This is a genomic window from Neobacillus sp. 19 (assembly GCF_049463095.1).
Lineage (GTDB): Bacteria > Bacillota > Bacilli > Bacillales > Cytobacillaceae > Neobacillus.
Window position 1 is genome coordinate 50601 of the sequence record NZ_JBMPZU010000099.1, and the last position, 22624, is coordinate 73224.

A 22624-nucleotide genomic window follows, 5' to 3' on the forward strand; every position below is an offset into this window, starting at 1 on the left:
ACCAATCAAACGTTTGATTAACTGTATGGATCAGTTGGTATGGCTAGCCTGAGGAAATTAATCAATTGATTGATTAAAAAATTTATGGCGATATGGAAATTACCCAATCCTATTCCTCGTAGATCATTTTTCGCGTCATACCGCCATCTACGACAAGGTTAATTCCTGTAACAAAATCATTTTCTGTGGATGTCAAATATAAGCAGGTTCGGGCAATATCTTCTGGTTTTCCCACCCGCTTTGAGAGATGCTGGTCATGATCCTGGGGGCTTAATTTTGAATAATCACCAGTTTCAATCCAACCGGGAGAAATAGAATTTACGGTAATATGATCATTGCTCAATGAAGCCGCGAGCGCATGTGTAATAGCAATAATTCCGCCCTTTGTGGCGGCGTACGATTCTGAATTAGGCTCTGACATGATGGCTCTTGTGGAGGCAATATTCACAATCGAGCCGCCATCCTTGTTATGACGCATATATTTTGCTGCTTCACGTGATCCCAAGAAAACACTTCTTAAGTTTGTGTTCATCACATCGTCCCAATCTTCTAAAGTTAATTCAAATGGAGACTTGAATATTGCTTTCCCTGCATTATTGATTAAAATATCAATTTGACTAAACGTTTGATGGGCTAGTTCCATTAACCGAACAATATCCGTTTCTAGTCTTACATCTGTTTGTACGAAAATGGCCTCTCCGCCCAGTTCCTTTATCGTACTGGCTGCACTAGCCCCTGCTTTTTCATCTATATCCGCAAGGATGATATTGGCTCCTTTTTCCGCATAAAGTAAAGCGATCCCCTTGCCAATCCCATTTCCGGCACCTGTTATGACCACAGTTTTTTTAGAAAAGTTCATTGTACACATCCTTCATTAAATACATTAACTTACTATGTTTTAAGATAGCACAAAACAGGGAATAGATTCCTAAAACATGCAATTTATTACTAACCAAACATTTGATTGAATGGGCTCTTTAAGATAAAATTGCTCCGGAAAATAGCAAAAGTGTCTTTAATAAGGCCTCTTAAAGACAAAACGGTTCTGGAAAATAGCAAAAGTGTCTTTACTAGGTTTTCTATATACAAGGAATGTCTGCATTAAAAAAACTAACCAAACGTTTGATTGAATGGCTGATTTGTTGGTATGACTAGGATGGGAAAATTAATCAAACGATTGATTAACTATTAATAGCGTGTTAATAGTACTCTTTTTGTCAATGTTAGATTCTTAAAAAGGCCGATTATGGTGTAAAATAAATCATTATCAGAGAAACAGGAGCACAACATATGATAGACAAACAAAAGATGATCCCTTCATTATCGTCGAATTCTGTTCGATTGGGCATATTGTTAGCCATAGTGGGCGGTTTTTTAGATGCATATACTTTCATTAGCAGGGACGGGGTATTTGCGAATGCCCAAACAGGAAATATCGTATTATTAGCGGTGAAAGTGGCAAATGGCGAGTGGAGGGGTTCGTTTCTTTTTATTTTGCCTATTCTAGCTTTTATTCTTGGGGTTTTGGTATCCGAAATAGTGAAGATTCCTCATATAAGGCAAGTGCTGCATAGCTATAGACGTTCCATCCTCATCTTAGAGTGCCTTGTCCTGGTCGTTGTCGGTATTTTGCCAAATAGTGTGCCAAATATCGTGGTAACCGTGAGTATATCATTTGTATCATCATTACAAATCTCCACTTTCAATAAATTAGACAAATGGGCTTACAATTCAACGATGACAACCGGGAATCTCCGAACAGCAACACAAGCAGCCTATGCGGCCTTTATCGAACATAACCAGGAGGCAAAAAGACAGTTCAAAGAATTCTTTGGAATCATTCTTTCTTTTCTATTTGGTGCCATGACAGGGACGGTTTCGACCACCTATATTGGGAATACATCTATTTGGATTGCATCAGGGTTTTTAGTGATCGCAATAGTTTTATATCACAGGGATAAGGGATATTTGAGGAGACCATTCATACCAAAAGAATAAAACAGAGGTGCGATCACCTGCTTCAAATAATTGAAATCCTAGTCCTCTTTGTTTCATGTTCTTGTTTATTGCGAGTTTGAAGCCAATAACGACTATTGGATGCATTTCTTAAACTTTTGTAACAAGATTTGAAGCTAATACCCCCTATTGGCTGCATTTCTCAAACTTTTGTAACAAGATTTGAAGCTAATACCCCCTATTGGATGCATTTCTCAAATTTTGTGAGAACGTCTAAAATTTTGTGTAAATGGTTATACTTGCCAACTAAGGAGATGATCATTTATGCAAAATTTTGGGGATATGACGATTAAGGAATTGGCTAGCCAATGTGAAACCGTGGATGATATTCAAGCCATGATTAAGGGCCTCTTTAAGGAAACTCTACAACAGGTTTTTGAAGCTGAAATCGAGAATCACCTCGGATATGCAAAAAATGACGTAAGAGGGAATAACTCGGGAAATAGTCGCAACGGGTTTAAATCGAAGACGATTAAATCCAAGTTTGGTGAGACTAAATTAAGCATCCCAAGGGATCGTAATGGAACATATGAACCTCAAATTATTAAAAATTACGAAACCTCAATCAATGGTTTAGAGGATCAAATTATTGCTCTTTATTCCAAAGGAGTGTCAACGAGGGACATCGAAGCACATATGAAGGATATTTACGGTATTGACGTTTCACCAAGCTTGGTGAGTAAGGTGACTGATAAAGTTTTACCCATGGTTGTTGAATGGCAGACCCGTCTACTAGACCCTGTTTATCCGATTGTGTTTTTAGATGCCATCCATTTCAAGGTGAAACATGAAAATAGGATCATCAGTAAAGCTGCTTACACGGTATTAGGCATCAATTCGGAAGGTGTTAAGGACATTCTTGGCATTTGGATTGGCGAAAACGAGAGTGCAAGTTTTTGGTTGAATGTGTGCCAGGAGTTAAAAAGTCGTGGTGTCCAGGACATCTTAATTGCCTGTAAGGACGGGCTTTCTGGCTTCTCTGAGGCAATCAACGCGGCCTATCCAAAGACCACTATTCAGTCGTGTGTTATTCATGAATTACGTAATAATGTTAAGTATGTTCCAAATAAAGACCGTAAGGCCGTTATGGATGATTTAAAGAAAGTCTATAAGGCTGTTACTCTTGAAAAGGCTGAAATTGCCTTTGACGAATTTAAGGGGACATGGGGCAAAAAATACCCTGCTGTTGTGAAATCTTGGGAGGCTAATTGGCTCGAACTTACTGCCTTCTTCTCGTACCCTGTAGAGATTAGGAAACTAATCTATACCACGAACACGATAGAAGCCTTCCATAGACAATTGAGAAAAGTCACGAAAACCAAGACCGCTTATCCTACCGACAATGCACTCAAAAAGATTGTATATCTGGCTACAGTGGGTGTTACGGATAAATGGACTAATCCTATTCCGGGTTGGATAGAATGTAGACAACAGTTTGAGATTATGTTTGAAGGGCGGCTTGGGAAGTAATTCTGTAAGTTACCCTTTATAGAGTTAGGGCTACGCCCTAAGGGTTTATCGCTTTTGTTCTCCCAAAAGGAAAAAGAGAGGAAAATTCCCCTCTCCTTTTGTACAGAACCCTATTAGGTGCTCGGGTTGCTCCCCAGCATTGCCCTATCCCCCTAGTAGGTAAGAACATTGTAATGTCAGTATAGTCTAAAATAAGGTAATTCAACCATTTACACAAAATAATTTACATTCCCATTTTTGTAACAAGATTTGAAGCCAATAGCCCTTATTGGATGCATTTCTCAAACTTTTATAATGAGTTTTGAAGTCAATAGCCCCTATTGGATGCATTACTCAAACTTTTTTAATGAGTTTTGAAGCCAATAATCCCTATTAGATTCATTTCTCAAAATCTCTTGACAAGATTTGAAGCCAATACCCCCGACTGTTTATTCCTAATGCAATTCCAATCTAGAGCCGTCAATCATTCCTGGGAGCTTGCTCCATATACCTTTCCTTATGAGCGATAATTTCATCTCTTAGCATTTGCAGTTGTAAAATTTGCTCATTAATATCCTGAATCTTCCGGTCTGCATGCTGAATAATTCTTTTTTTCTCTTCTACTCCTTCAGGGTTTGCTTCGTACAGCTCAATCATTTCCTTAATTGCCTGCAGACTAAATCCCAGTTTTTTACCGCGAAGAATTAATTTTAGCCGTACTCGTTCACGGTTCGTATAGCTGCGCTGCTTCGTTAAACGATCGCGCGATTCTGACGTTAGCATTCCGACTTCTTCATAGTAACGAATCGTTCTGGAGCTGACATCAAACATACTTGCAAGTTCACTTATTGAAAAAAGACGTTCTTCAGACATTAAAGCATCCCCCTAGTTGACGTTTGCGTAAACTTAACTATATAATAATTCCGAATAATCAAATTTGTCAATTGAAATGGAGTGAGCATTTGATGAGCCTGACTTCCCAAGAAACAGAAGCTAGAGGGAAAAATTCCTACACCTTTGATGAATTCGTAGAAAAGCGCAGAAATCTTGATTGGTACCGTGATGAACCATTTTTACAGAAATCATTACAAAAATTTACTGGTCACGAATACGAACAAATTCATGAAAAAATTCTTTCCTTTTCTCCAACCGTATCTTCCACATGGGATCATCTGGCGGCACAAAGTGCGCGGCCGGAGGTTCGTCCGCACATGCTTCATTATGATGCATTTAACCACAGGATTGACAGAGTGGTACGGCCGATGGAAACGCAGCTGTTAGAAAAGGGAGTTTTTGGCGAAGGGCTGTTTTCTAGTCAAATCACAGCTTGGGAGAGTTTTGTCAAACGAATGCTCATTCATCAATTAGGCGAAGCAGGAGTAACATGCCCCTTGACCTGTACCCATGGATTAATTGCCCTAATTGAAGAATTTCCGGATGAGGCCCATTCAGAACTCCATGAAATTTTGCAACATACAAAAGAAGGGGTTAACGGCGAATTTGCCATCGGCGCCCAGTTTATGTCAGAGATTCAGGGCGGATCTGATTTGCCTGCAAACCTGTTAGAAGCCGTTCCGGATGGAAAAAACTATCGCTTATATGGAAATAAGTTTTTCTGTTCTGTTGCGCATGCGGATTATTCCGTCGTCACTGCGAAAATAACGGGATCAAACAAAGTGTCCACCTTTATTGTTCCGTCGTGGCTGCCGGGAGATAAAGTGAAGGAAAAGAGAAATGGCTATCAAATTAACCGGATTAAATGGAAAATGGGTACAGCCGAGGTTCCGACAGGTGAATTTCAATATGATGGTGCATTAGCCTATCCAATTGGACCGAAAGATAAGGGCATTGCTGTAGCAGTAGGAATTGTTTTGACGTTATCACGGCTTGAAATCGGCATTGCCTGTGCCGGTTTTATGCTTCGAGCATCTAGGGAAGCAAATCTTTATAGTGAATTCCGCTCCGTTTTTGGAAAAAAGATAAAAGACTACCCACTGGCCGCAAGCAAATTAAGGCTAATAGAGAATGCAGCCCAACGGACAACGGCAGGTGCCTTTAAGATTTATGATCTATTCTTACGTCTTGAAAAGCCGCTCAATCCTGGACTTCAATCCGACCATCCGCTGGAAATCAGGAAACAACTATTTAATCTAAGGGAATTAATTTTATTGCAGAAAATTGGTGCTACCAAAGAGGGAGTGGAAGTATTGCGCGAGGCCATTTCCGTGTTCGCCGGTCATGGTGTAATGGAAGAGTTCTCCTCGCTGCCAAGGATATTCCGTGATGTCGTGGTGAACGAACAATGGGAAGGACCAAGAAATCTTTTATTAACTCAAATTTATCGTGACATCACTAGAGTCGCTGACTGGTATCCACCGGCTGATTTTGTCAGGAATGCTCTTGATGGAGCACCACAAGAAACCATTCAAACATTTTCAGCGCAGCTGGAAGACCTGCTGCAACGGCCGGTTCTCGGAGAAGTAACTGAAGAGTCGATGGAGTCCGCAAGTGAGTGGGATGCATTTTGCAATGCCTTCTTTAAAACCTATCAGGAAGTTGCGTTAGCAGAGATAATATAAAGCAGGGGGCCGGATCTTATGCTTACGAAGTATAAGATCCGGCCCTGTTTTAATTAAAACGCCCAGTCTCCATTACGGAAGATTGGAACGATGGTTCCATCTTGTTTGATGCCGTCAATGTTCATTTTGTCAGAGCCGATCATGAAGTCAACGTGTACGGTAGACGTATTCATGCCGTTTTTTAATAATTCTTCTTGGCTCATTTTTGTTCCGCCTTGGATTGTAGTCGGGTAGGCTGACCCGATTGCTAAGTGATTAGATGCATTTTCATCAAAAAGAGTGTTAAAGAAAATAACTCCGGATTGAGAAATCGGAGATGGGTCTGGTACAAGGGCAACTTCACCTAATCCAGTGCCGCCTTCGTTATCAAACACCAATTTCTTAATCGCTTCATCGCCTTTTTCAGCAGAAATATCCACGATTTTTCCTTCTTTAAAATGAACTTCAATGCCTTCGATTAATGTACCGGCATAGCTTAATGGCTTCGTGCTGCGAACGACACCATCCATGCGGTGGGTGTCAGGAGCAGTGAAGATTTCTTCTGTCGGCATGTTAGCAATAAATTCTTCCCCTTTTGGATTATAACTTTCCGCACATGCCCAAATGTGATTCTTTGGTAAGCCTAATGTTAAATCCGTACCAGGTGCTGTGTAGTGCAAGGCATCAAATTGAATATCGTTTAATTTCACTGCCTTTTCATTCAATGTCTTTTTGTGTTCATCCCAGGCAGCAATTGGATCCTCTGCATACACACGTGTAGTTTTAAAGATTTGATCCCATAAAGCATCCACTTGTTCTTCAGAAGTTGCAAGATCAGGGAACACTTTTGCAGCCCAGCCTGCTCCGGCAGCAGCGGCAACGGTCCATTTTAAATCATCGTTCTGCGTAGCTATGCGTTGTGCTTTGAAAGCCTTTCCAGCTATTTTTTGATAGGCAGCAATTTTACCAGGGTCGACTTCATTAAGTAAGCCTGGATCACTTGATACGATTGAAAGCCGGCTAACACGATGATTTAATACATGGTCTTCGGATTCTTGAATTTCATACTCAGGAATATCGGTTAAAACTTCTTCTGGTTGATGTAAATAATGAAGCTTGCTGATTTCATCATCAGACCATTTGACAATGACCTTTTCAGCCCCTAATGCATAAGCTTCTTCCGTAATTAATCGAGCTAAAGGAGCTTGATCAACCGTAATCGTCATTTTTACCCAATCACCAGATTGAACATTGATTCCTTTTGCCACTAAAAGTTTTGCGTATTTATGTAGATTTTCTTCAAAGTTTGGCAGTGCCATTTTTTAACCTCCAATTGTTTTTTTCTAATTACCATATCATAGTAGCACAATAAGACCAAAATTTCTGAAAGTAAATTTCCAAAAAAGCAAAATGATGTTCACTCCTCTGAATTTTAGTGAAATATTTCTTTGAATCATAGTAAAATATGTAAATAGAGGTGATGGTTTTGGTTGAGAAACACTTAGCTTTAATAAATGAAAAATCTTTTTTACCAAAAAAACAATGAAGGAAAAATTAGTATACATAAGGGCTAAATCGGATCAAGTACCTCCGTTACAAACAAGGTTAGTAAGAGTATTGGGTGTATTTATGCTAGGAGCAATAGCAGGATTCTTGGCGAAATTCACTGATGGTTCAAAAATTGGATTAATAGGGACACACTTAGGATTTTGGGTAGTCATAACCACCATCATTGCCGTTCGAAGCCGCTCGCCTAAAGCCGCGGGATTACACGCGTTTGTTTTTTTAATCGCCATGCTTATTGTTTATTATAGTTATTCCATGGCGTTGTTTGGATTTTTCCCCAAGAATTATTTTATCGCGTGGGGCAGTATTGCCTTACTTTCGCCAATCGGCGGTTATGTGGTGTGGTATGCGAAAGGAAATGGCTGGAGGGCCGCATTTTATGGGGCTTTACCCATAAGTGTGCTCATAGCGGAAGGGTATAGTTTCTTCTATACTTTTTCAATCCCCAGTGGATTCGATCTCTTCGCTGCTGTACTGTTATTTATCAATTTGCCAGCAAATCATTTCCAGCGGTTGCGAATGCTGCCTTTTTTAATGGTACTATTTTTCTTGAATGAGCGGTTTGATATCCTTTATTACATGCCGTGGTAATGGGGAATACTTGAGATATAAGTAAAGGAAATAGTAGGATAGTGGTATACAAATAAGGGAGATGATCGAAGATGGGAATTGCGGTCATTGAAAAAATAGAAAATCATTATCGTGCTCATTTTGAACGCCGTCTTCAGCATAACGTTGAAGAAGTATGGGCCTGGTTAACAGAGAATGAAAAGCTAGCGAAATGGTTTAACGAACTCCGGGTTGGCGATCTAAGTGAAGGCGGGTTCATGAGGTTTGACATGCAGGATGGCACGTTTGAAGAGCTTGCTATTACTGAACTTAAGCTGTATTCTGTATTTCAATTCTCTTGGTGGGCTGACACCGTTCGGTTTGAACTGTTTCCAGACTCGGATGGCTGCAAGTTGGTCTTGATTGAAACGATTGAAAAAATGACTGATCATACGCCAAAAGACCTTGCCGGCTGGCATGTTTGTCTTGACGTCATTGAGGCGTTAATGGATGGCAGAACGATTGAGAGAATGGAAGAATGGAAAAAGTGGTATGAGAACTATAAACAGGCTGTTAAGAACGTAACTTCATGAATTTTTTGGGCCAGTCTCTCACTTCGTTAAAGCGGAGGAGGGACTAGCCCTTTTTTATCTACTGATAGCGTAGAAATGTCTTACTTTCTAAAGTATTGGTATGGAGAAGGGAATATAAGGAAAAATCTAGAATAATTAATAAAGGGAAGGCGTGATTTTTGAAAGAGAATAAAATTAAACCGGGGGAAACTATGAAAAAAGCAATCATTATTTTTTTCACTTTTTTAATAGGCGTGGGAGCAGGGATATTAGCAAATAAGGAATATGAAAAATTCCATCCTATTTCGGGACCTAGCGGCGGATCTGTTTCGAATGAAAATGATAGGCTGAATGTCATACTGTTTGTTTCAACTCCAATCCAAACATTCAAAGGAAAGGTTATCCAGGTGCAAGCCACGGTTACAAATAAGTCTAACAAAGACCTGGTTTTAAGTCCAAAAAAGTGTAAGCCGGTATTGGAATTTGCCCAGTATTATGGAGGAAAGAAAGTGAAAAACTCCGATGGGACTTGCATTCAAGCTGAGCAAATACGTCTACCAAGAGACGCTTCCATTTCAAACATAGTGGTTTTACCATATGATGAGAAAGCTTTTAAGAAATACAACTCAAGGAAAATCACCGTAACAGTAGAGGGCTTTACTACCGAAGCGCTAAGTGTTCACACAATCCCTGAATAAATTGTGAGGCCAGTCCCCCGGCGTATCAACGCAATGGGGGTCTGGCCTCTTTTTTAAAATATTCGATATTTTACCTTAAAGTGTTTTTTTAAGCCGTCTGCCAGCAAGAGAAACGTGATAATCATCAATGAAATAAATAAAACCGAGTATAACGGTACCCAGTAGCTGCTCCAAATATCTCTTGATATGGTCTGTAGGTACATGGGATAGGCAAGTGAGATGTTTTCCGCTGAGTAGCTGCCATCTAATTCGGAGGTGAATTTTTGATTCAAGAATAGTTGAACGACGGCCAATTGTGATAATAAGAATAACACTCGAGCCAGATCATTTACAAAACTTGTGATGAGCTGTGATTTAAGATGCGGAAAAATGTGCCGGGTAAATAACTTCACTCTGGTGCAGCCAGTGGAAATGGCCGCCTTAACAAATAATTGATTTGATACATACTTGGCATCATTCTTTACCATTGTGGCCAGCCGCCCGACCTCGATACTGGATAGGATGACGACATACCAAAATGGCCGGTGTGTTGAGAAAAAGATAAAGGGAATGCCAAGTAGCAGCGCAACTAAAAAAATGGGCGGGATAAAAGATAAAATATAATTCCAACCGCCCAAAAACGCATTAAGCGGTCTTGAAACCATGGCCGCCATGCCCAATGGTACTGCTAGAGAAAAGCGAATCACAACGACAACAATAACAATCAGGAGCGTTTCTCGGGTTCCCATCACTAAAAGACTTAATAAATCCCGGCCCTTATGATCACTGCCAAACAGATGGTCCTTTGAAGGAGGATAGGGCGGGATGATAATTTTGCTGTCATGCATTTGCATCGTTTCTTCTTTTAACCCCTGATCCACGAATGGGAGGTAAGGGCCAAAGGCCGCCAATACTAGGAAAACTGTTAAAAAGATGGTTCCTATAACAAGTTGCAGGTTCTTCAAGACTATGCCTCCTATTTTACACTTCTTCTTCTTGGTCATATGGTGTAATAAGATAATTGCAGGTTTGGCTGATCAAATGAATGATTAATATAATGAACGTAAAAATGATGGTATAGGAAATGGTTAATGAAGCATTGCCTAAATCCATGCTTTGTCCAACGGCAAAAGAGGCTCCCGGGTAGACTGCTTCCATGAAATAAAACCCTGCACCGCGGTAGGCGGTAAATTTTTCAATGATAAATAAATTGGATAACACAAACAAAGAAATGGTGTTTAAGTGCTGCAGAATCTTGATGATGGCGTTACGGAAAATATGTATATAGACGACTTTTTTAAATGATACGCCCTTCGAATAGGCTGTGCGGATATAATCCTTACCTTCTTCATCTTCCAAACTGCTGTAAGTCATTTTGGCCGTATAAAAAAATGGATAGATTGATAAATAGATAATACATAGTATGATGTTTTCAAAGTTTTCGCTTCCGAATAGGGTGATATGAGGTAGGAGGCCAATCCCATTCAAATACATTAGCGATAATTGGATACCCACCACGATAAAAAAGTCAGGAATAGATAGAAAAAGCCATGTTGATGCTCTAGTAGGGAAGCTCCATATTTTATATTTTGATAGACGGTAATCCAGCATCCCCTTTAGTACGCCGAATAAATATGATAGGAATAAGGCGGGCAGTACAATATATAGACTTTTCTTCAATGTTCTTGAAAGTAGTTCACTATTTGGATAGCCTGGCCTGTAATCCCCTAGAGATTTGTTTTCTTTTATATAGGAGAAAAAGTTCATAAAGGAATCTTTATGTGTTGTCCAGGAATAGTGATACCCGGCATCTTCAAATACATTTCCAGTTGAGGTTTCATATGTCACATCCCTTGGCATTAAGATAATAAAAATGATGATAAAGATGGCAACCATCCAAGCTAAAATGCTTTTACCTAATTGGAAAATAAGCGGCAATACATCTTCCTCCCTTTAATGGTAAATTAAGTTAACTGGTGTAGTAATAGTATAGCGGACTTTCCTGAATATTTCGAGATGTTCTGATTAGTGATAAAAGTGCCTTCTCGATCAGCTTATTGCCTGCACCAAGTCATTTAAACTAGTGACAGTGGTTCTTAAAGACAGAACGGCCTAGGAAAGAGAAGGAAATGTCTTTAATAAGCAGTCTTAAAGACAAACCGGCCCGGGGAAGAGGTAGAAATGTCTTTAATAAGCGTTCTTAAAGACAAAACGACCCAAGCAAGAGGAGGAAATGTCCTTAATAAAAACTCTTTGTGCGGACACAACACTAATCAAACGTTTAATTGAATGGCTGAAACCATTGATACAACTGACTCGAAGAAACTAACCAAACGTTTGATTAATAGAATCCGGCATTAGAGGTAAAAAAGAACGGCAGCCAATGAAATGATTGGCTGCCGTTCTCTTTGAAATCTATCTATTTTCACTAACCTTTTTGTCCTTTTCCAATAAAACAATTAATCCCGGCAGCAGTACTCCTCTTATTAGGAATGTATCTAACAGGATTCCGACTGCGACAATGAAGCCAAAGATAAATAATAATTGGATTGGTTGTGTCATTAATACGGCAAAGGTAGCAGCGAGTATAATTCCTGCGGACGAAATGACCCCGCCTGTGTTCGTAACAGCTATTTCTACTGCTTCCTTAACAGAGTGTTTTGCGCGTTCTTCCTGGAATCTTGAGATGAGTATAATATTATAGTCAATTCCAAGGGCCACTAAAAAGACAAAGGCATAAAGCGGCACCCGGTTGCTAATCGTATCGATATCAAAGATCAGGCTGCTTAAGAAGGTTCCCAGTCCCAAGGCCGCAAGGAATGAAATTAAAATCGTCCCCATCATATAAATAGGCATTTTAATGGATTTGGTTAAGACAATTAACAAGGCAAAGATTAAGACGGTTTCCAACAAAACAATCACAATCACATCTCTGTCATTAACGGAGCGGTCATCCACTTTTTGAGCTGTTTCTCCTGCGAAATAGAGTTTTCCATCAAGTTGACTGTCATCCGTTATCTTTTTGCTCTTATTAATTATTTTTTCCATTGCATCAATGGTCTTCACGTCATAAGGATTTTCTTTAAACGTTAGGCTGTATGAAATGACTTGATTGTCTTTCGTTGTTTCGCTTAAACGAACATGGCTGACAAGCGGCTGCCCGGCAAGTGCTTTACGTAAGGTTTCTTGCTGTTCGGCAGTAACAGGATCTGGCGATTCAAACACAACGGAAGTAGGCGCCAGGTCTCCCACCTCAAACTTTTCCTCCAATATCTCATACCCTTCTCGGGAAGGCATATCCTTAGGGAAGGATTTCATCGTATCGAACTCATACTTTAGATTAAATAGATTACTGGCGGAGAGTAATAAGAAAATGCTAATCAAAGCAACGGAAAGGCCTGGCTTTTTCGTAACGAAACGGCCAATTTTCCCCCAGACAACATGCTGATTAGCTTTTTGAATACCAACCTTTGGTATCTTAGGCCAAAAAGATTTCCTTCCAAAAAGAGTGAATAATGCAGGAACAAGTGTAATCGATGCCAGCATAATCACGGCCATTGTGGTTGCGAAGGTGGGAGCGAAATTCTGGTAATCGCCAAATTCAGCAAAGAATAATACCAGCATCGCTGCTAAAACTGTACCGCCGGAAAAGAAAACAGGCATTCCTGTTTCGCGCATCGCTTCTTTCATCGCATCAAATTTACTTTCATGATTTGTCAGTTCTTCACGATAACGAGAAAAGACAAATAAGGAGTAATCAATCATGGCAGCGAATAAGAGAATCGACATAATCGAAAGGGTCTGATTGCTGAGAACAAGACCAGCCTTCCCCATGATACCCAGGATTTGATTGACGACTTCATAAACAAAGACGGCTGCTAACAATGGAATGAAAGCTAATAATGGTGACCGGTAAATCACAATCAAGAGAACAAGGATTAAGCCAACCGTTGATAAAATAAGAACAACATCCGCCCGGGAGAAAAGATCGAGTGAATCTGTTGCGATTCCGGCCGGACCTGTCACAAATAAAGTTAAATCAGAGGAATCGGCCACCACTTTTTTAATATGCTGTAACGATTCTTTTATTTCCTTATTTTCTAAAGAAGCATGAAAGGTCAATGGAATAATGGCTGTTGTGTTGTCAGCTGAGAAGAAGCCGGCAGCCGCCTGGGGCGGTAAGGCTGCAATTGGGATAATTTGATCAATCCCAGCAATTTTTTTACTCTTGATTTTGTCTAATAAAGCGCCAATCTCCTTAATCTCTACTTCACCGTCTTTAGATTGGAAAACTAAAATTGCAGGTGTGCCTTCGTTATTAGGAAAAAATTGATCCATCTTCTTTTGAGCAATAACAGATTTTGCATCGCTCGGCAGTGATTCAATTCTAGACACCTCATAATCCTTGGCATTTGGTGCAAACAGGGCTAATACAATCGTAATGATTAACCAGGAAGCAAGGGTTATCCACATTCCTTTTTTAGTTGAAACCCTGTCCGTAATAGCTTGTAAGAATGATTTCATCTCTTTTGCTGATTCTCCCTTCATCATGTAATGTTTGAAAGTGACACTTGTGTTACTTTAAGGAAAAATAAATTGACACTATTGTCACTACTATTATCTTTCAAAGTAACACGAGTGTCAATTTACGTATTTGTGAACATTCCGTGACGGATAATTTCCTTTATTGAGCTGACCCATTCGGAAGCGGGGATTCCAAAATGATTCGGAATGACAACCGATTGGAAAATATAACCTAAAATTAAAGCATTTGGAATGGTGGATTTTAGCTTCCCTTCTTCTTTACCCAATTCTATGAAGCCTTGCAAGTACTGATACATATCAAAATGGAGTTTACCAAACTTTTCTTCATTACCGGGGATTTGCTGGCCGATCTTGATTAATTTTTGAATATCGGTCTGGCTGAATATAAGCTGTAAAAGAAAATCAAACTGTGCTTCAAATCCTTGCTGATCGTCTAATTGCTTTAACTTAAGAAGAAATTGGTCCATTTCATAAAAGACAAAGTTTGTAAGAAGTTCGTCTTTATTCTCGTAGTATTTATAAAGAGCCCCTCTTGATACGTGTAAAGAATCAGCCAGCAAACCAAAGGTAAATCCCTCATATCCTTGTTCAAGAAGAAGCCGTTTCGTTTCATGAAATAAATCTTCTTTAGAAAATTTACGTTCGCGTGCCATAGTTTCACCTCAGAGATATTATAAACAAATAAGGAAACAATGAACAGTTCTTGTATTTCCATTAGAAAAGAATAAGAACTGTTCACCTGCAACCCGAGCTTATTTTTATTTTTTTGTTTGTGATGAAAGCGGGTTCAGATTCGCTCATTATTGTATGGGGCAGGTATCTTTCTTTCGTTGGTTTTGGAGTGGGGGTCATTTACATTATTTGTTTATCAGGACCATTAAAGAGCTTGCGTTTTTTTTATTTTCTATGCAGGACTTTTGGGTAATTTTAGTGAATTATGTAAAATCAGGGGGCGGTTGAATGGTGGTTCAGTTTGATTTTACTTTTCAGCTAATAGGTTATATCACTGGATTTATAGCGTGGTGTGCCATTGGGATGCTTGCCTATCGTTTTTATAAGAAGCAGCCGGAGAAGCCAAAAATATGGAAAGTCATCATTTGTATGCTGGTCGGTCTATTTTCCTTTTCGTTTAATTGGAGGGTATTTGATACGCCCGTCAAATTTGCCATTCTACCACTCGGTGTTTGGATTATGTTCTTCTTATTAAAGGGTAAGGAAGGACGCTGGGAGAGGTATCGAAAGTTTGCTCGGCTTGGATTTTTGGCGAATTATATTTTCTTGGCAGGGATCCTACTAGCGCTACCATTCCAGCATATTATTTATCCTGAAAATAAACTGTCTACCTATATTGGAGACTTTGAGAATGCTAGGATTATCAATACTCATCCTTCAGCGTTGGACCGCTCGGTGGATCGGGAAGTTCTGCGGGAACAAGTGCATAGTTTCGCGGCAAAAATAGTCCAGGGCCAGCAGTGGTATTATGATGACGACGAGGCAAGGGAAGATTCAACCAATAGGAATGAACGTTTCCCGTACATGGTTGCCGGGACATCCGCTAAATGGGGAAGCGGGCTGGAAACAATGATTTATCTTGAAACTGACGGAAAAGGGATGTTAGTCACCACAGCAAAAAGGCAGCTTTATTTTCGCTCCAAAGTATCGTTGCTGAAGGGAGATAAATAAGATGCAGAAAAAAAGGATTTGGGTTTTCACCCTATTAGGAATCTTGACTCTGACTTCAGCGATAATGTATAGGTACTATTTTTCCAACCCAAAACCGTTTCCATCAAATAAACAAGCGGCAGCGCAGATCAATCACACCCTTCTAAATGCATCAGCGAGTGTTATTCAAGATACGGTCGATGTAGATCAGAAGCATAAAGTCGTTCCTTTTATTTCGGAAAATGGGGACTATGGGCTTAGTTATTGGGAGTGGAAAAAGAATAAATGGAGGATTGTCTCGGTTAACACGGGAGGTTCACCGCACATTTGGAAGGTTAAAAGTGACGATCCTTCAACGTACCGCTTGGTTTGGAATGTTCATCCTGATGATCAATTAAGTTATATAAAGTTCTTTTTCATAAGGGATCGAGGATTTTTTGGACATGACGGGGTTGAAACGTATGATCCCAAAATTCAAATGGAGAAAAAAATCCCCTTGCAGGTGAAATCTTACGGCGTGATGAAACTGCCGAATGATTGGGTTGAAATAATGCATTCTGCGATAAAGATTGATGCCTCCAAGGCGCCGGGGACATTTTTCACCTTTCAACCTGTTAACAATCAGTTCTATTTTGGCTGGATTCCCTATGATAACGAGGATAAAGTCGCAAATCCAGCCTCATTTATTGGAGGCGGCTGGACAAGTGGTGCTGAAATTGAATTTGTTAGACATTTAGGCACCGCGGAAATTGAAGATCCGAAGGAGTAAATAGAGGAGCGTTATGTAGCATGGAATTTTATATGATTATATTTGTTTTTTTCTTATTGCTTGTGATTAGTTCGATTTCTAATATTATTTTTAAATTAACTAAAAAGAAAGATTGGATTATATCCATTTTGCTAAGCGTGGTTTTATCCGTTGTCATAACAGCTGTACTAAATGGTTGATTTCCGGTACTTAATATGGTGAGTAAAAAGATGCAACACTTGATCAAGGAGTCAGTCCCTTGCTTCAATTGTTGCTTTTTTTTACGAAAACAACCATTTTAAAAAGTTTTTTCCATAAATCTGCAACCTTTTGCTATTGTTAAACGTGGTTAGGGTGAAAGGGGGAGCAAAAGTGGAGCTAGATCAGGCTTATCGAGAACATGTTAATGATTTATACCGATATCTTTACTCCCTTTCAAAGGATCATTTTATTGCTGAGGATTTGGTTCAGGAGGCCTTTTACCGGGCCTATTTGCATCTGGACGATTATGAAATTTCCAATATTCGCGCATGGCTATTTAAAGTCGCTTACCATGCCTTTATTGATTTTCAACGAAAAAATAAGCGTTTGGTCATTCAGGCGCAGCTGGAAGAGGGAAGTTTTTCTAAGGAAACGCCTGAAAAGAGACTGCTGGAAAAGGAAGGCTTTCAATTATTATTGGAAGACATTCATTCCTTAAAAGAACAGGAAAGACATGTGCTGCTGTTATGTGATTTACATCAGCTAAAGTATAATGAAGCGGCGGAAATTTTGGAAATGAACATAAATACGTTGAAAAGCCATTTACATAGGGGCCGAAGGAAAGTCATGGATAAAGTGAAGGAAAGGAAGACAGCAGATGAGTGATGAAAAAAACAATTTGGATGATGAATATCAAAAATACCTAAAGGATTCGCTAAATGAAGCGGGCGGGATTAGCCCTTATTCAAAAGAAGGTCAAACAGAAATCGTCTCTATTGGAAAAAATATGGCCCGCAGGACAAATATCATGATCAGTCTGGCCATTCTGTTATTAATTGTTCCAATCATGACTTTGTCCACATACATGTACTATGCCATCGGCGGTAAGGCAGATCATTTGATTGATGTGGTAACAAAAACCATTTATGTGACCGAGCCGAATATGGGATTAGAAAAGCTGCGTTTAGAAGATGAAATTGGCTTTTTTTCTATGAATATCAAGTTTGATGTTTTTAAACGAATTGGCAAAGAAGATTATAAGGCTGGAACCTATGATATTGACTTTTTCCTCGATCAGCCGAGTTTTCCAAAGAAGAATATGCTGTTAGACCGGCCGCTGCCTGAATTTCCTAGTAAGGAAACAGAAGCCATGATTCATCCCAAAGCAAACATTCCGTTTAATGAAACTGATCAATGGGACATCTTAAAGAAGATCCCGGATGGGACCGTTGCCGAGGTATATGTCTCGCTCAACAAGGTAATGAAACCGGAAGATTTAAAAAACAGTCTGCCTAAAGATATGGAGCTTCGCTGGCTGGCAGTGGATACGGGAATGGATCCTGCTCAGGTGGATGAAGAAGGGGTGCCGATTACGCCGTTAGGTTATCCTGCCCAGTATGACCCAACGATTTGGTCTCCATTTAGGATATACGATGGAACAAATGAAGAAGCGTTTCTAGATATTTTATCCTTGCTTGAAAAAAATGAGGCCGTTGCCGAAAAGGTTGCCCGTGCGAAATCATTGTCCTTGGAAAGCCGCCTTGCCTATATCAAGAAACATGGCATTAAGGTTTATGGCGCCGTCATCACCGGCCCGACGGAAGAGTTGAGAAAATTACAGGACACAAAAGAAATTCGTGCGTTAAAGGTGGGGGAGGTTAAACTATGGAATTGGGAATAAAGAAAAAAGGAGGCAACAGACGCCTTCCGACAATATCAGGATTTCTATCTTTTCTGATTGCGCTGATTTCGTTAGCCGGTTTAAATGTGGCCCTTTTGATCAAAGAAAAAGTGTTTCCTGGAGTGTTTATTATTCAACTGCCGATCGTAGGCTTTTTCCTCGGGCTATTGGGTCTATTTACGAGGAGAAGATCGAGGTTGTACGCCATTTGGGGACTATCCTTAAGTATCTTTCTGTTACTGTTTACTCTTCTAATGGTGGTTTCGTCATTAGGGATCAATTATAAGCCATAATAAGAAGTGAAAAAGGCGGCTGAAAGCTGTCTTTTTTATTACAAAATGTAAAGAATTTGCCTTAATGGACATACTGTGTATAAAAGCCTGTCCAAATGAGGTGATAAACTTGGAGAAAGCTGCAAATTTATGTTGGGAAGGAATGACTCTCAAACATGTCTCCCACCCCAAAATTGTTAAACCATATATACTTTTTATTTTTACCTCCCTTATGGTTGAATTGTTTTTAATTGTACTATTTGGGGTGTCTTGTTTTATTTTTTATCAAAACGGCTTTAGTCCTGATATTGTCTATTATATCTGTGGTGCCGTATTACTAGTAATGTTTGGTATTACGGTCTCAGTTCTAAAAACTATTATTTTAAGACATTATTATATAAAAACTCATTAACGGTTCTTATTCTTTATTAGATAGCAGCTCAGAAACTGATTGCCAATTTCATGGCCAGCTTTACCCAACTTAATTATCATTCCTATGTTAATGCCCATACACCAGAAAAAGGAAAAAATGAACAATTTTGAAACTATATTGTTTTTTCCACGTACATACAATTATGGAAGGATGGTGGGCAAGTTGAGCAGATACTCAATTGAAGAATTTATTAAGCAAACGGAGCAAGAGGATAAAGGGGAAGGCTTTTTCGAATTAGAAACACCGAGGTTGCTTGAAGTAAATTTGGACGGCCTTGTATGGGCGAAAGCAGGGTCAATGGTTGCTTATCATGGAAACATAAAATTTGAGCGTGAAGGCATTTTGGAGCATGGCTTGGGAACAGCATTCAAAAAGGCGTTTACCGGTGAAGGGGCTTCGTTAATGAAAGCAAACGGCCGGGGGAAATTGTACCTTGCCGACGAAGGGAAAAAGATCATTATCCTTAATTTACAAAGCGACTCGATTTATGTGAACGGTAATGATCTGCTTGCATTTGAACCAGGGATTAAATGGGAGATTAAATTAATGAAGCGGATTGCCGGGATGATGGCAGGCGGCTTATTCAATGTCCGCTGTGAAGGAACGGGCATGATTGCGATCACCACCCACTATGAGCCATTGACATTACGGGTTTTGCCGGGTCAGCCGATTATAACCGACCCAAATGCTACTGTCGCCTGGTCCGGAAACCTCCAACCCGAGTTCCAAACCGATATCAGTTTAAAGACATTCTTCGGAAGAGGGAGCGGAGAGTCCATTCAAATGCGATTTGAAGGCGACGGTTTTGTTGTGGTCCAGCCTTATGAAGAGGTTAAGCGGGTGGAGAGGAGTAATTAAAGGCAAAAATATTTGTGTAGGGAGAGGATAACAAAAAACATCTGATCCTAAGGTCAGATGTTTTCGTTTGAATGTTTTACTTTTTCAAGTGATAAGGTACAGTCGTAATAATCACGTTTCTCCGGTATAGTAAGAATGAACGAATCAGTAAGCTTGACTGGTTGTGAAGAATATTATGCCAGCCTTTTTTAGGAATAAACTGCGGGATGATAACGGTAACTTGATAATTTGATTCGCTAGCTTTATGTTCCACTGTATCGACAAATTTGGTCAATGGCTGAATAATACTGCGATAATGAGAATGCAGCGTCACAAGCCGGACATCGGGCTGCCATTTCTTCCATTTCTCTTCAAACTTCTTTTCATCTTCTCTTTCAAAAGCAACGTAAACCGCAATAATCTGGTCGGGTGAAAGAGATTTAGCATAATTGATGGAGTTTTCTACCACGTGCGTTATACCTGCGACCGGTACAACAATGACATTCCCTTCAATTGGAACTACAGGCTCGCAACTGCTAATTCTGAGTTGATCCCCGACTGCATCATAATGCTTTCTTATTCTATGGAAAACAAAAATGATAAGCGGGATGAAAATTAAAACTGGCCAAACCTGAGCGAATTTAGTTAAAAAGAACACGATGGTCACCGTAAAGCTAATGAATGCACCTGTTGTGTTAATAATGAGCTTTGGTACCCATCCGGTTGGTTTTTCACGAATCCATTTCAGCATCATTCCTGTTTGCGATAACGTAAAAGGAATGAAAACACCCACGGCATAAAGCGGAATGAGATGTTCTGTCTGACCTTCAAAAAACATAATTAACAAGATGGAGGCTATACCAAGGATGATGATTCCATTGGAGTAACCTAATCGATCACCCCTAATGGTAAACATTCTAGGGATAAATTTATCTTTGGCTAAATTCACTGCAAGCAGCGGGAAGGCCGAATATCCCGTATTGGCAGCAAGAATTAAGATCAAAGCAGTAGTCCCCTGAATAAAATAATACATCCCATTCCGCCCAAAAACTTCTTCGGCAATTTGTGAGACGACCGTCACTTCATGGCGGGGAGAAATCCCATAAAAATAGGCCAACAGTACAATCCCAGAAAAAAGTATCGCTAATAATATCCCCATCGCCATTAACGTTTTGGCCGCATTTTTAGGAGCGGGGTCTTTAAAGTTTGGAATCGCATTTGAAATCGCTTCTACACCTGTTAAGGCGGAACTTCCAGAGGCAAAGGCCCGTAAGAGAATAAAGAGACTGATTCCTGCTACGGGAGTGCCAATCGGTGCAGATAAATCTGGCGAAACCCGGCCTGTTACAATGTTGAATAATCCGACCCCAATTAGTATGAATAAAGCCAGCACAAACAAATAAACAGGATAGGCTAATATAGATGCCGACTCCGTTACTCCTCGTAAGTTCAAGATGGTTATGAAAATGACAAAGATAATGGCAATGGCTACAGTGTGTGCGTGTAAGGCCGGAAAGGCAGATGTGATCGCATCTGTACCAGCAGATACACTTACAGCCACTGTTAAAATATAATCAACTAATAAGGAGCCACCCGCAATCAGCCCCGGATTAATACCTAAATTTTCTTTCGAAACCACATATGCTCCGCCGCCATGTGGATAGGCAAAGATAATCTGGCGGTAAGAGAGAATTAACGCTGCTAATAGTATTAATACACCGATTGCAATTGGAATGGAGTACCAAAAGGCAAGGGTGCCCAATGTAAACAGGACAATCAAAATTTGTTCAGGGCCATAGGCAACGGAAGATAATGCATCCGATGAAAGGATTGCTAAGGCTTTCGTCTTTGACAGCCTTTGTTCCCCTAAGGCTGTTGATTTTAAAGGACGCCCAATTAATAAACGCTTGATTGAAGACATCATTGCTTTTCACCGCCGAATAAGTATAAATATAGTGTTCTCTTTTAATCTAAAAAAACCCCAATGCAAGGGATTTTTAAAACAAATAAAAAAAGTCTACAAGTCATCAATGAATAGACCTGTAGACATTAATGTTCATATGTCACAAGCTCCACCTTCCTTCTCATATAACGCTTACGAGGTTAGCTGTCGGATTAGGGCCAATGAGTAGCCCCGCCTAAAAGGATTCACCCCTAGAGTTAAAAGTTAACTCGGAAAAAAGGTTCCCCCGTACCATAAGGTTTCAGCGATTTAGAAATTTGAAACTGTGGATTATCATACTCCCGCGTAACGAAAAAGTAAATAAAAAATTTGTATTTTACCGATGAATGTAATTCCTAGATAAGTAAATAATAGTGTTATTTTATTCCTGAAAGGAGAGATCCCATGTCAACCCATAAAAAACCGTTATTCACGGATGAGTTTTTAGAAGAATTAGCAAAAGAGATTTCCCTATTATATGGAGGACCTGATTATAAAACAGACCATTTGAAGGAAAAGAGTGAGGGAGGGAAGCAAAATAGTGAAGAATGAGTCCGTTGGGAGAATTGGATGCAACCCGCGATGGAAAAAATGTAGAAATGAATCCAATAAGGGGTATTGGATGCAAACCGGGATGGAAAAAATGTAGAAATGAATCCAATAAGGGGTATTGGATGCAAAACGGGATAGAAAAAATGTAGAAATGAATCCAATAAGGGGTATTGGATGCAAAACGGGATAGAAAAAATGTAGAAATGAATCCAATAGGGGTCATTGGATGCAAACCGAGATGAAAAAGATGAAGAAATGAATCCAATGAGGGGTATTGGAAGTCAAGTCCTTGATTTTGTGTAAATTTGCTAAACAATGTTTTTAACCAAATTTTGTTATGTCAAATATATATGATCAGCCACTT

General features: G+C 39.7%; 21 protein-coding genes and 1 riboswitch. Of the genes, 13 read left to right on the forward strand and 8 right to left on the reverse strand.

Translation table 11 applies throughout. The features are described 5' to 3' along the window. Positions 1–109: 109 nt before the first annotated feature. Positions 110–859 carry a glucose 1-dehydrogenase gene (locus ACO1D1_RS26560; protein WP_423337651.1) on the reverse strand — a complete coding sequence of 250 codons (750 nt, stop codon included), beginning with the start codon at positions 857–859 and terminating at the stop codon, positions 110–112. Positions 860–1290: 431 nt separating this feature from the next. Here ACO1D1_RS26560 and ACO1D1_RS26565 point away from each other — a divergent pair, with 431 nt between their 5' ends. After that, complete coding sequence (locus ACO1D1_RS26565) at positions 1291–1998, forward strand: YoaK family protein (protein ID WP_149868192.1); 708 nt, start codon at positions 1291–1293, stop codon at positions 1996–1998. 282 nt (positions 1999–2280) lie between these two features. Beyond that, positions 2281–3486 carry an IS256 family transposase gene (locus tag ACO1D1_RS26570; RefSeq protein ID WP_149870129.1) on the forward strand — a complete coding sequence of 402 codons (1206 nt, stop codon included), beginning with the start codon at positions 2281–2283 and terminating at the stop codon, positions 3484–3486. 459 nt (positions 3487–3945) lie between these two features. On the opposite strand, the gene ACO1D1_RS26575 is transcribed toward ACO1D1_RS26570, so the two are convergent. After that, entirely contained in the window at positions 3946–4338 is a 393-nt protein-coding gene (locus tag ACO1D1_RS26575) for a MerR family DNA-binding protein (RefSeq protein ID WP_423337652.1), read from the reverse strand. A 92-nt stretch (positions 4339–4430) separates the two neighbouring features. Between ACO1D1_RS26575 and ACO1D1_RS26580 the strand changes: the two genes are divergently transcribed. Beyond that, positions 4431–6044 (forward strand): acyl-CoA dehydrogenase family protein, encoded by a 1614-nt coding sequence (locus ACO1D1_RS26580; protein WP_149868195.1) that lies wholly within the window; start codon positions 4431–4433, stop codon positions 6042–6044. A gap of 53 nt (positions 6045–6097) precedes the next feature. On the opposite strand, the gene ACO1D1_RS26585 is transcribed toward ACO1D1_RS26580, so the two are convergent. Next, positions 6098–7342: an aminopeptidase gene (locus ACO1D1_RS26585; RefSeq protein ID WP_149868196.1), complete on the reverse strand. Its 1245-nt coding sequence runs from the start codon at positions 7340–7342 to the stop codon at positions 6098–6100. Between the two features lie 223 nt (positions 7343–7565). On the opposite strand from ACO1D1_RS26585, the gene ACO1D1_RS26590 reads away from it, so the two are divergent. The 3 genes from ACO1D1_RS26590 (at position 7566) to ACO1D1_RS26600 (ending at position 9408) form a co-directional block, all read left to right on the forward strand. Further along, positions 7566–8180, forward strand: coding sequence for a DUF6518 family protein (locus tag ACO1D1_RS26590; RefSeq protein WP_149868197.1), 615 nt, complete (start codon positions 7566–7568; stop codon positions 8178–8180). Positions 8181–8251: 71 nt separating this feature from the next. Beyond that, complete coding sequence (locus ACO1D1_RS26595) at positions 8252–8731, forward strand: SRPBCC family protein (protein WP_423337653.1); 480 nt, start codon at positions 8252–8254, stop codon at positions 8729–8731. A gap of 191 nt (positions 8732–8922) precedes the next feature. Continuing rightward, positions 8923–9408 carry a hypothetical protein gene (locus tag ACO1D1_RS26600; protein WP_423337654.1) on the forward strand — a complete coding sequence of 162 codons (486 nt, stop codon included), beginning with the start codon at positions 8923–8925 and terminating at the stop codon, positions 9406–9408. Between the two features lie 53 nt (positions 9409–9461). On the opposite strand, the gene ACO1D1_RS26605 is transcribed toward ACO1D1_RS26600, so the two are convergent. The 4 genes from ACO1D1_RS26605 to ACO1D1_RS26620 form a co-directional block, all read right to left on the reverse strand. Further along, positions 9462–10352 (reverse strand): ABC transporter permease subunit, encoded by an 891-nt coding sequence (locus ACO1D1_RS26605; protein ID WP_423337655.1) that lies wholly within the window; start codon positions 10350–10352, stop codon positions 9462–9464. A gap of 16 nt (positions 10353–10368) precedes the next feature. Then, positions 10369–11325 carry an ABC transporter permease subunit gene (locus ACO1D1_RS26610; RefSeq protein WP_423337656.1) on the reverse strand — a complete coding sequence of 319 codons (957 nt, stop codon included), beginning with the start codon at positions 11323–11325 and terminating at the stop codon, positions 10369–10371. Positions 11326–11802: 477 nt separating this feature from the next. After that, on the reverse strand, positions 11803–13911 hold the full coding sequence (locus ACO1D1_RS26615; RefSeq protein WP_149872550.1) for an MMPL family transporter: 2109 nt from the start codon (positions 13909–13911) through the stop codon (positions 11803–11805). Positions 13912–14033: 122 nt separating this feature from the next. After that, positions 14034–14585: a TetR/AcrR family transcriptional regulator gene (locus ACO1D1_RS26620; protein ID WP_149868202.1), complete on the reverse strand. Its 552-nt coding sequence runs from the start codon at positions 14583–14585 to the stop codon at positions 14034–14036. A 307-nt stretch (positions 14586–14892) separates the two neighbouring features. Here ACO1D1_RS26620 and ACO1D1_RS26625 point away from each other — a divergent pair, with 307 nt between their 5' ends. The 6 genes from ACO1D1_RS26625 (at position 14893) to ACO1D1_RS26650 (ending at position 19787) form a co-directional block, all read left to right on the forward strand. Then, positions 14893–15615, forward strand: a complete 723-nt coding sequence (locus ACO1D1_RS26625; RefSeq protein ID WP_423337657.1) for a hypothetical protein — start codon at positions 14893–14895, stop codon at positions 15613–15615. A gap of 1 nt (position 15616) precedes the next feature. Continuing rightward, the gene (locus ACO1D1_RS26630; RefSeq protein WP_423337658.1) at positions 15617–16363 is read left to right on the forward strand and encodes a hypothetical protein; all 747 of its coding nucleotides are present in this window, start codon (positions 15617–15619) and stop codon (positions 16361–16363) included. A 351-nt stretch (positions 16364–16714) separates the two neighbouring features. Beyond that, positions 16715–17209: a sigma-70 family RNA polymerase sigma factor gene (locus tag ACO1D1_RS26635; protein ID WP_423337659.1), complete on the forward strand. Its 495-nt coding sequence runs from the start codon at positions 16715–16717 to the stop codon at positions 17207–17209. Next, complete coding sequence (locus tag ACO1D1_RS26640) at positions 17202–18224, forward strand: anti sigma factor C-terminal domain-containing protein (RefSeq protein ID WP_423337660.1); 1023 nt, start codon at positions 17202–17204, stop codon at positions 18222–18224. The genes ACO1D1_RS26635 and ACO1D1_RS26640 overlap by 8 nt, the downstream gene beginning before the upstream one ends. Continuing rightward, positions 18209–18517 carry a hypothetical protein gene (locus tag ACO1D1_RS26645; RefSeq protein WP_423337661.1) on the forward strand — a complete coding sequence of 103 codons (309 nt, stop codon included), beginning with the start codon at positions 18209–18211 and terminating at the stop codon, positions 18515–18517. Before ACO1D1_RS26640 ends, ACO1D1_RS26645 begins: the two co-directional genes overlap by 16 nt. 574 nt (positions 18518–19091) lie before the next feature. Beyond that, a complete protein-coding gene (locus tag ACO1D1_RS26650) occupies positions 19092–19787 on the forward strand; it encodes an AIM24 family protein (RefSeq protein WP_423337662.1) in 696 nt (231 codons plus the stop codon). Between the two features lie 76 nt (positions 19788–19863). On the opposite strand, the gene ACO1D1_RS26655 is transcribed toward ACO1D1_RS26650, so the two are convergent. Continuing rightward, complete coding sequence (locus ACO1D1_RS26655; protein ID WP_423337663.1) at positions 19864–21690, reverse strand: APC family permease; 1827 nt, start codon at positions 21688–21690, stop codon at positions 19864–19866. Between the two features lie 152 nt (positions 21691–21842). Beyond that, a riboswitch (cyclic di-AMP (ydaO/yuaA leader) is annotated at positions 21843–21986 on the reverse strand. 127 nt (positions 21987–22113) lie between these two features. Here ACO1D1_RS26655 and ACO1D1_RS26660 point away from each other — a divergent pair. Then, on the forward strand, positions 22114–22260 hold the full coding sequence (locus ACO1D1_RS26660) for a hypothetical protein (protein WP_149868211.1): 147 nt from the start codon (positions 22114–22116) through the stop codon (positions 22258–22260). Positions 22261–22624: the final 364 nt, after the last annotated feature.

Bases quoted from the DNA above. Each gene is read 5' to 3' on its own strand.
- ACO1D1_RS26560 (WP_423337651.1), bottom strand. From the start codon at position 859: ATGAACTTTTCTAAAAAAACTGTGGTCATAACAGGTGCCGGAAATGGG.
- ACO1D1_RS26565 (WP_149868192.1), top strand. From the start codon at position 1,291: ATGATAGACAAACAAAAGATGATCCCTTCATTATCGTCGAATTCTGTT.
- ACO1D1_RS26570 (WP_149870129.1), top strand. From the start codon at position 2,281: ATGCAAAATTTTGGGGATATGACGATTAAGGAATTGGCTAGCCAATGT.
- ACO1D1_RS26575 (WP_423337652.1), bottom strand. From the start codon at position 4,338: ATGTCTGAAGAACGTCTTTTTTCAATAAGTGAACTTGCAAGTATGTTT.
- ACO1D1_RS26580 (WP_149868195.1), top strand. From the start codon at position 4,431: ATGAGCCTGACTTCCCAAGAAACAGAAGCTAGAGGGAAAAATTCCTAC.
- ACO1D1_RS26585 (WP_149868196.1), bottom strand. From the start codon at position 7,342: ATGGCACTGCCAAACTTTGAAGAAAATCTACATAAATACGCAAAACTT.
- ACO1D1_RS26590 (WP_149868197.1), top strand. From the start codon at position 7,566: ATGAAGGAAAAATTAGTATACATAAGGGCTAAATCGGATCAAGTACCT.
- ACO1D1_RS26595 (WP_423337653.1), top strand. From the start codon at position 8,252: ATGGGAATTGCGGTCATTGAAAAAATAGAAAATCATTATCGTGCTCAT.
- ACO1D1_RS26600 (WP_423337654.1), top strand. From the start codon at position 8,923: ATGAAAAAAGCAATCATTATTTTTTTCACTTTTTTAATAGGCGTGGGA.
- ACO1D1_RS26615 (WP_149872550.1), bottom strand. From the start codon at position 13,911: ATGAAATCATTCTTACAAGCTATTACGGACAGGGTTTCAACTAAAAAA.
- ACO1D1_RS26620 (WP_149868202.1), bottom strand. From the start codon at position 14,585: ATGGCACGCGAACGTAAATTTTCTAAAGAAGATTTATTTCATGAAACG.
- ACO1D1_RS26625 (WP_423337657.1), top strand. From the start codon at position 14,893: ATGGTGGTTCAGTTTGATTTTACTTTTCAGCTAATAGGTTATATCACT.
- ACO1D1_RS26630 (WP_423337658.1), top strand. From the start codon at position 15,617: ATGCAGAAAAAAAGGATTTGGGTTTTCACCCTATTAGGAATCTTGACT.
- ACO1D1_RS26640 (WP_423337660.1), top strand. From the start codon at position 17,202: ATGAGTGATGAAAAAAACAATTTGGATGATGAATATCAAAAATACCTA.
- ACO1D1_RS26645 (WP_423337661.1), top strand. From the start codon at position 18,209: ATGGAATTGGGAATAAAGAAAAAAGGAGGCAACAGACGCCTTCCGACA.
- ACO1D1_RS26655 (WP_423337663.1), bottom strand. From the start codon at position 21,690: ATGATGTCTTCAATCAAGCGTTTATTAATTGGGCGTCCTTTAAAATCA.
- ACO1D1_RS26660 (WP_149868211.1), top strand. From the start codon at position 22,114: ATGTCAACCCATAAAAAACCGTTATTCACGGATGAGTTTTTAGAAGAA.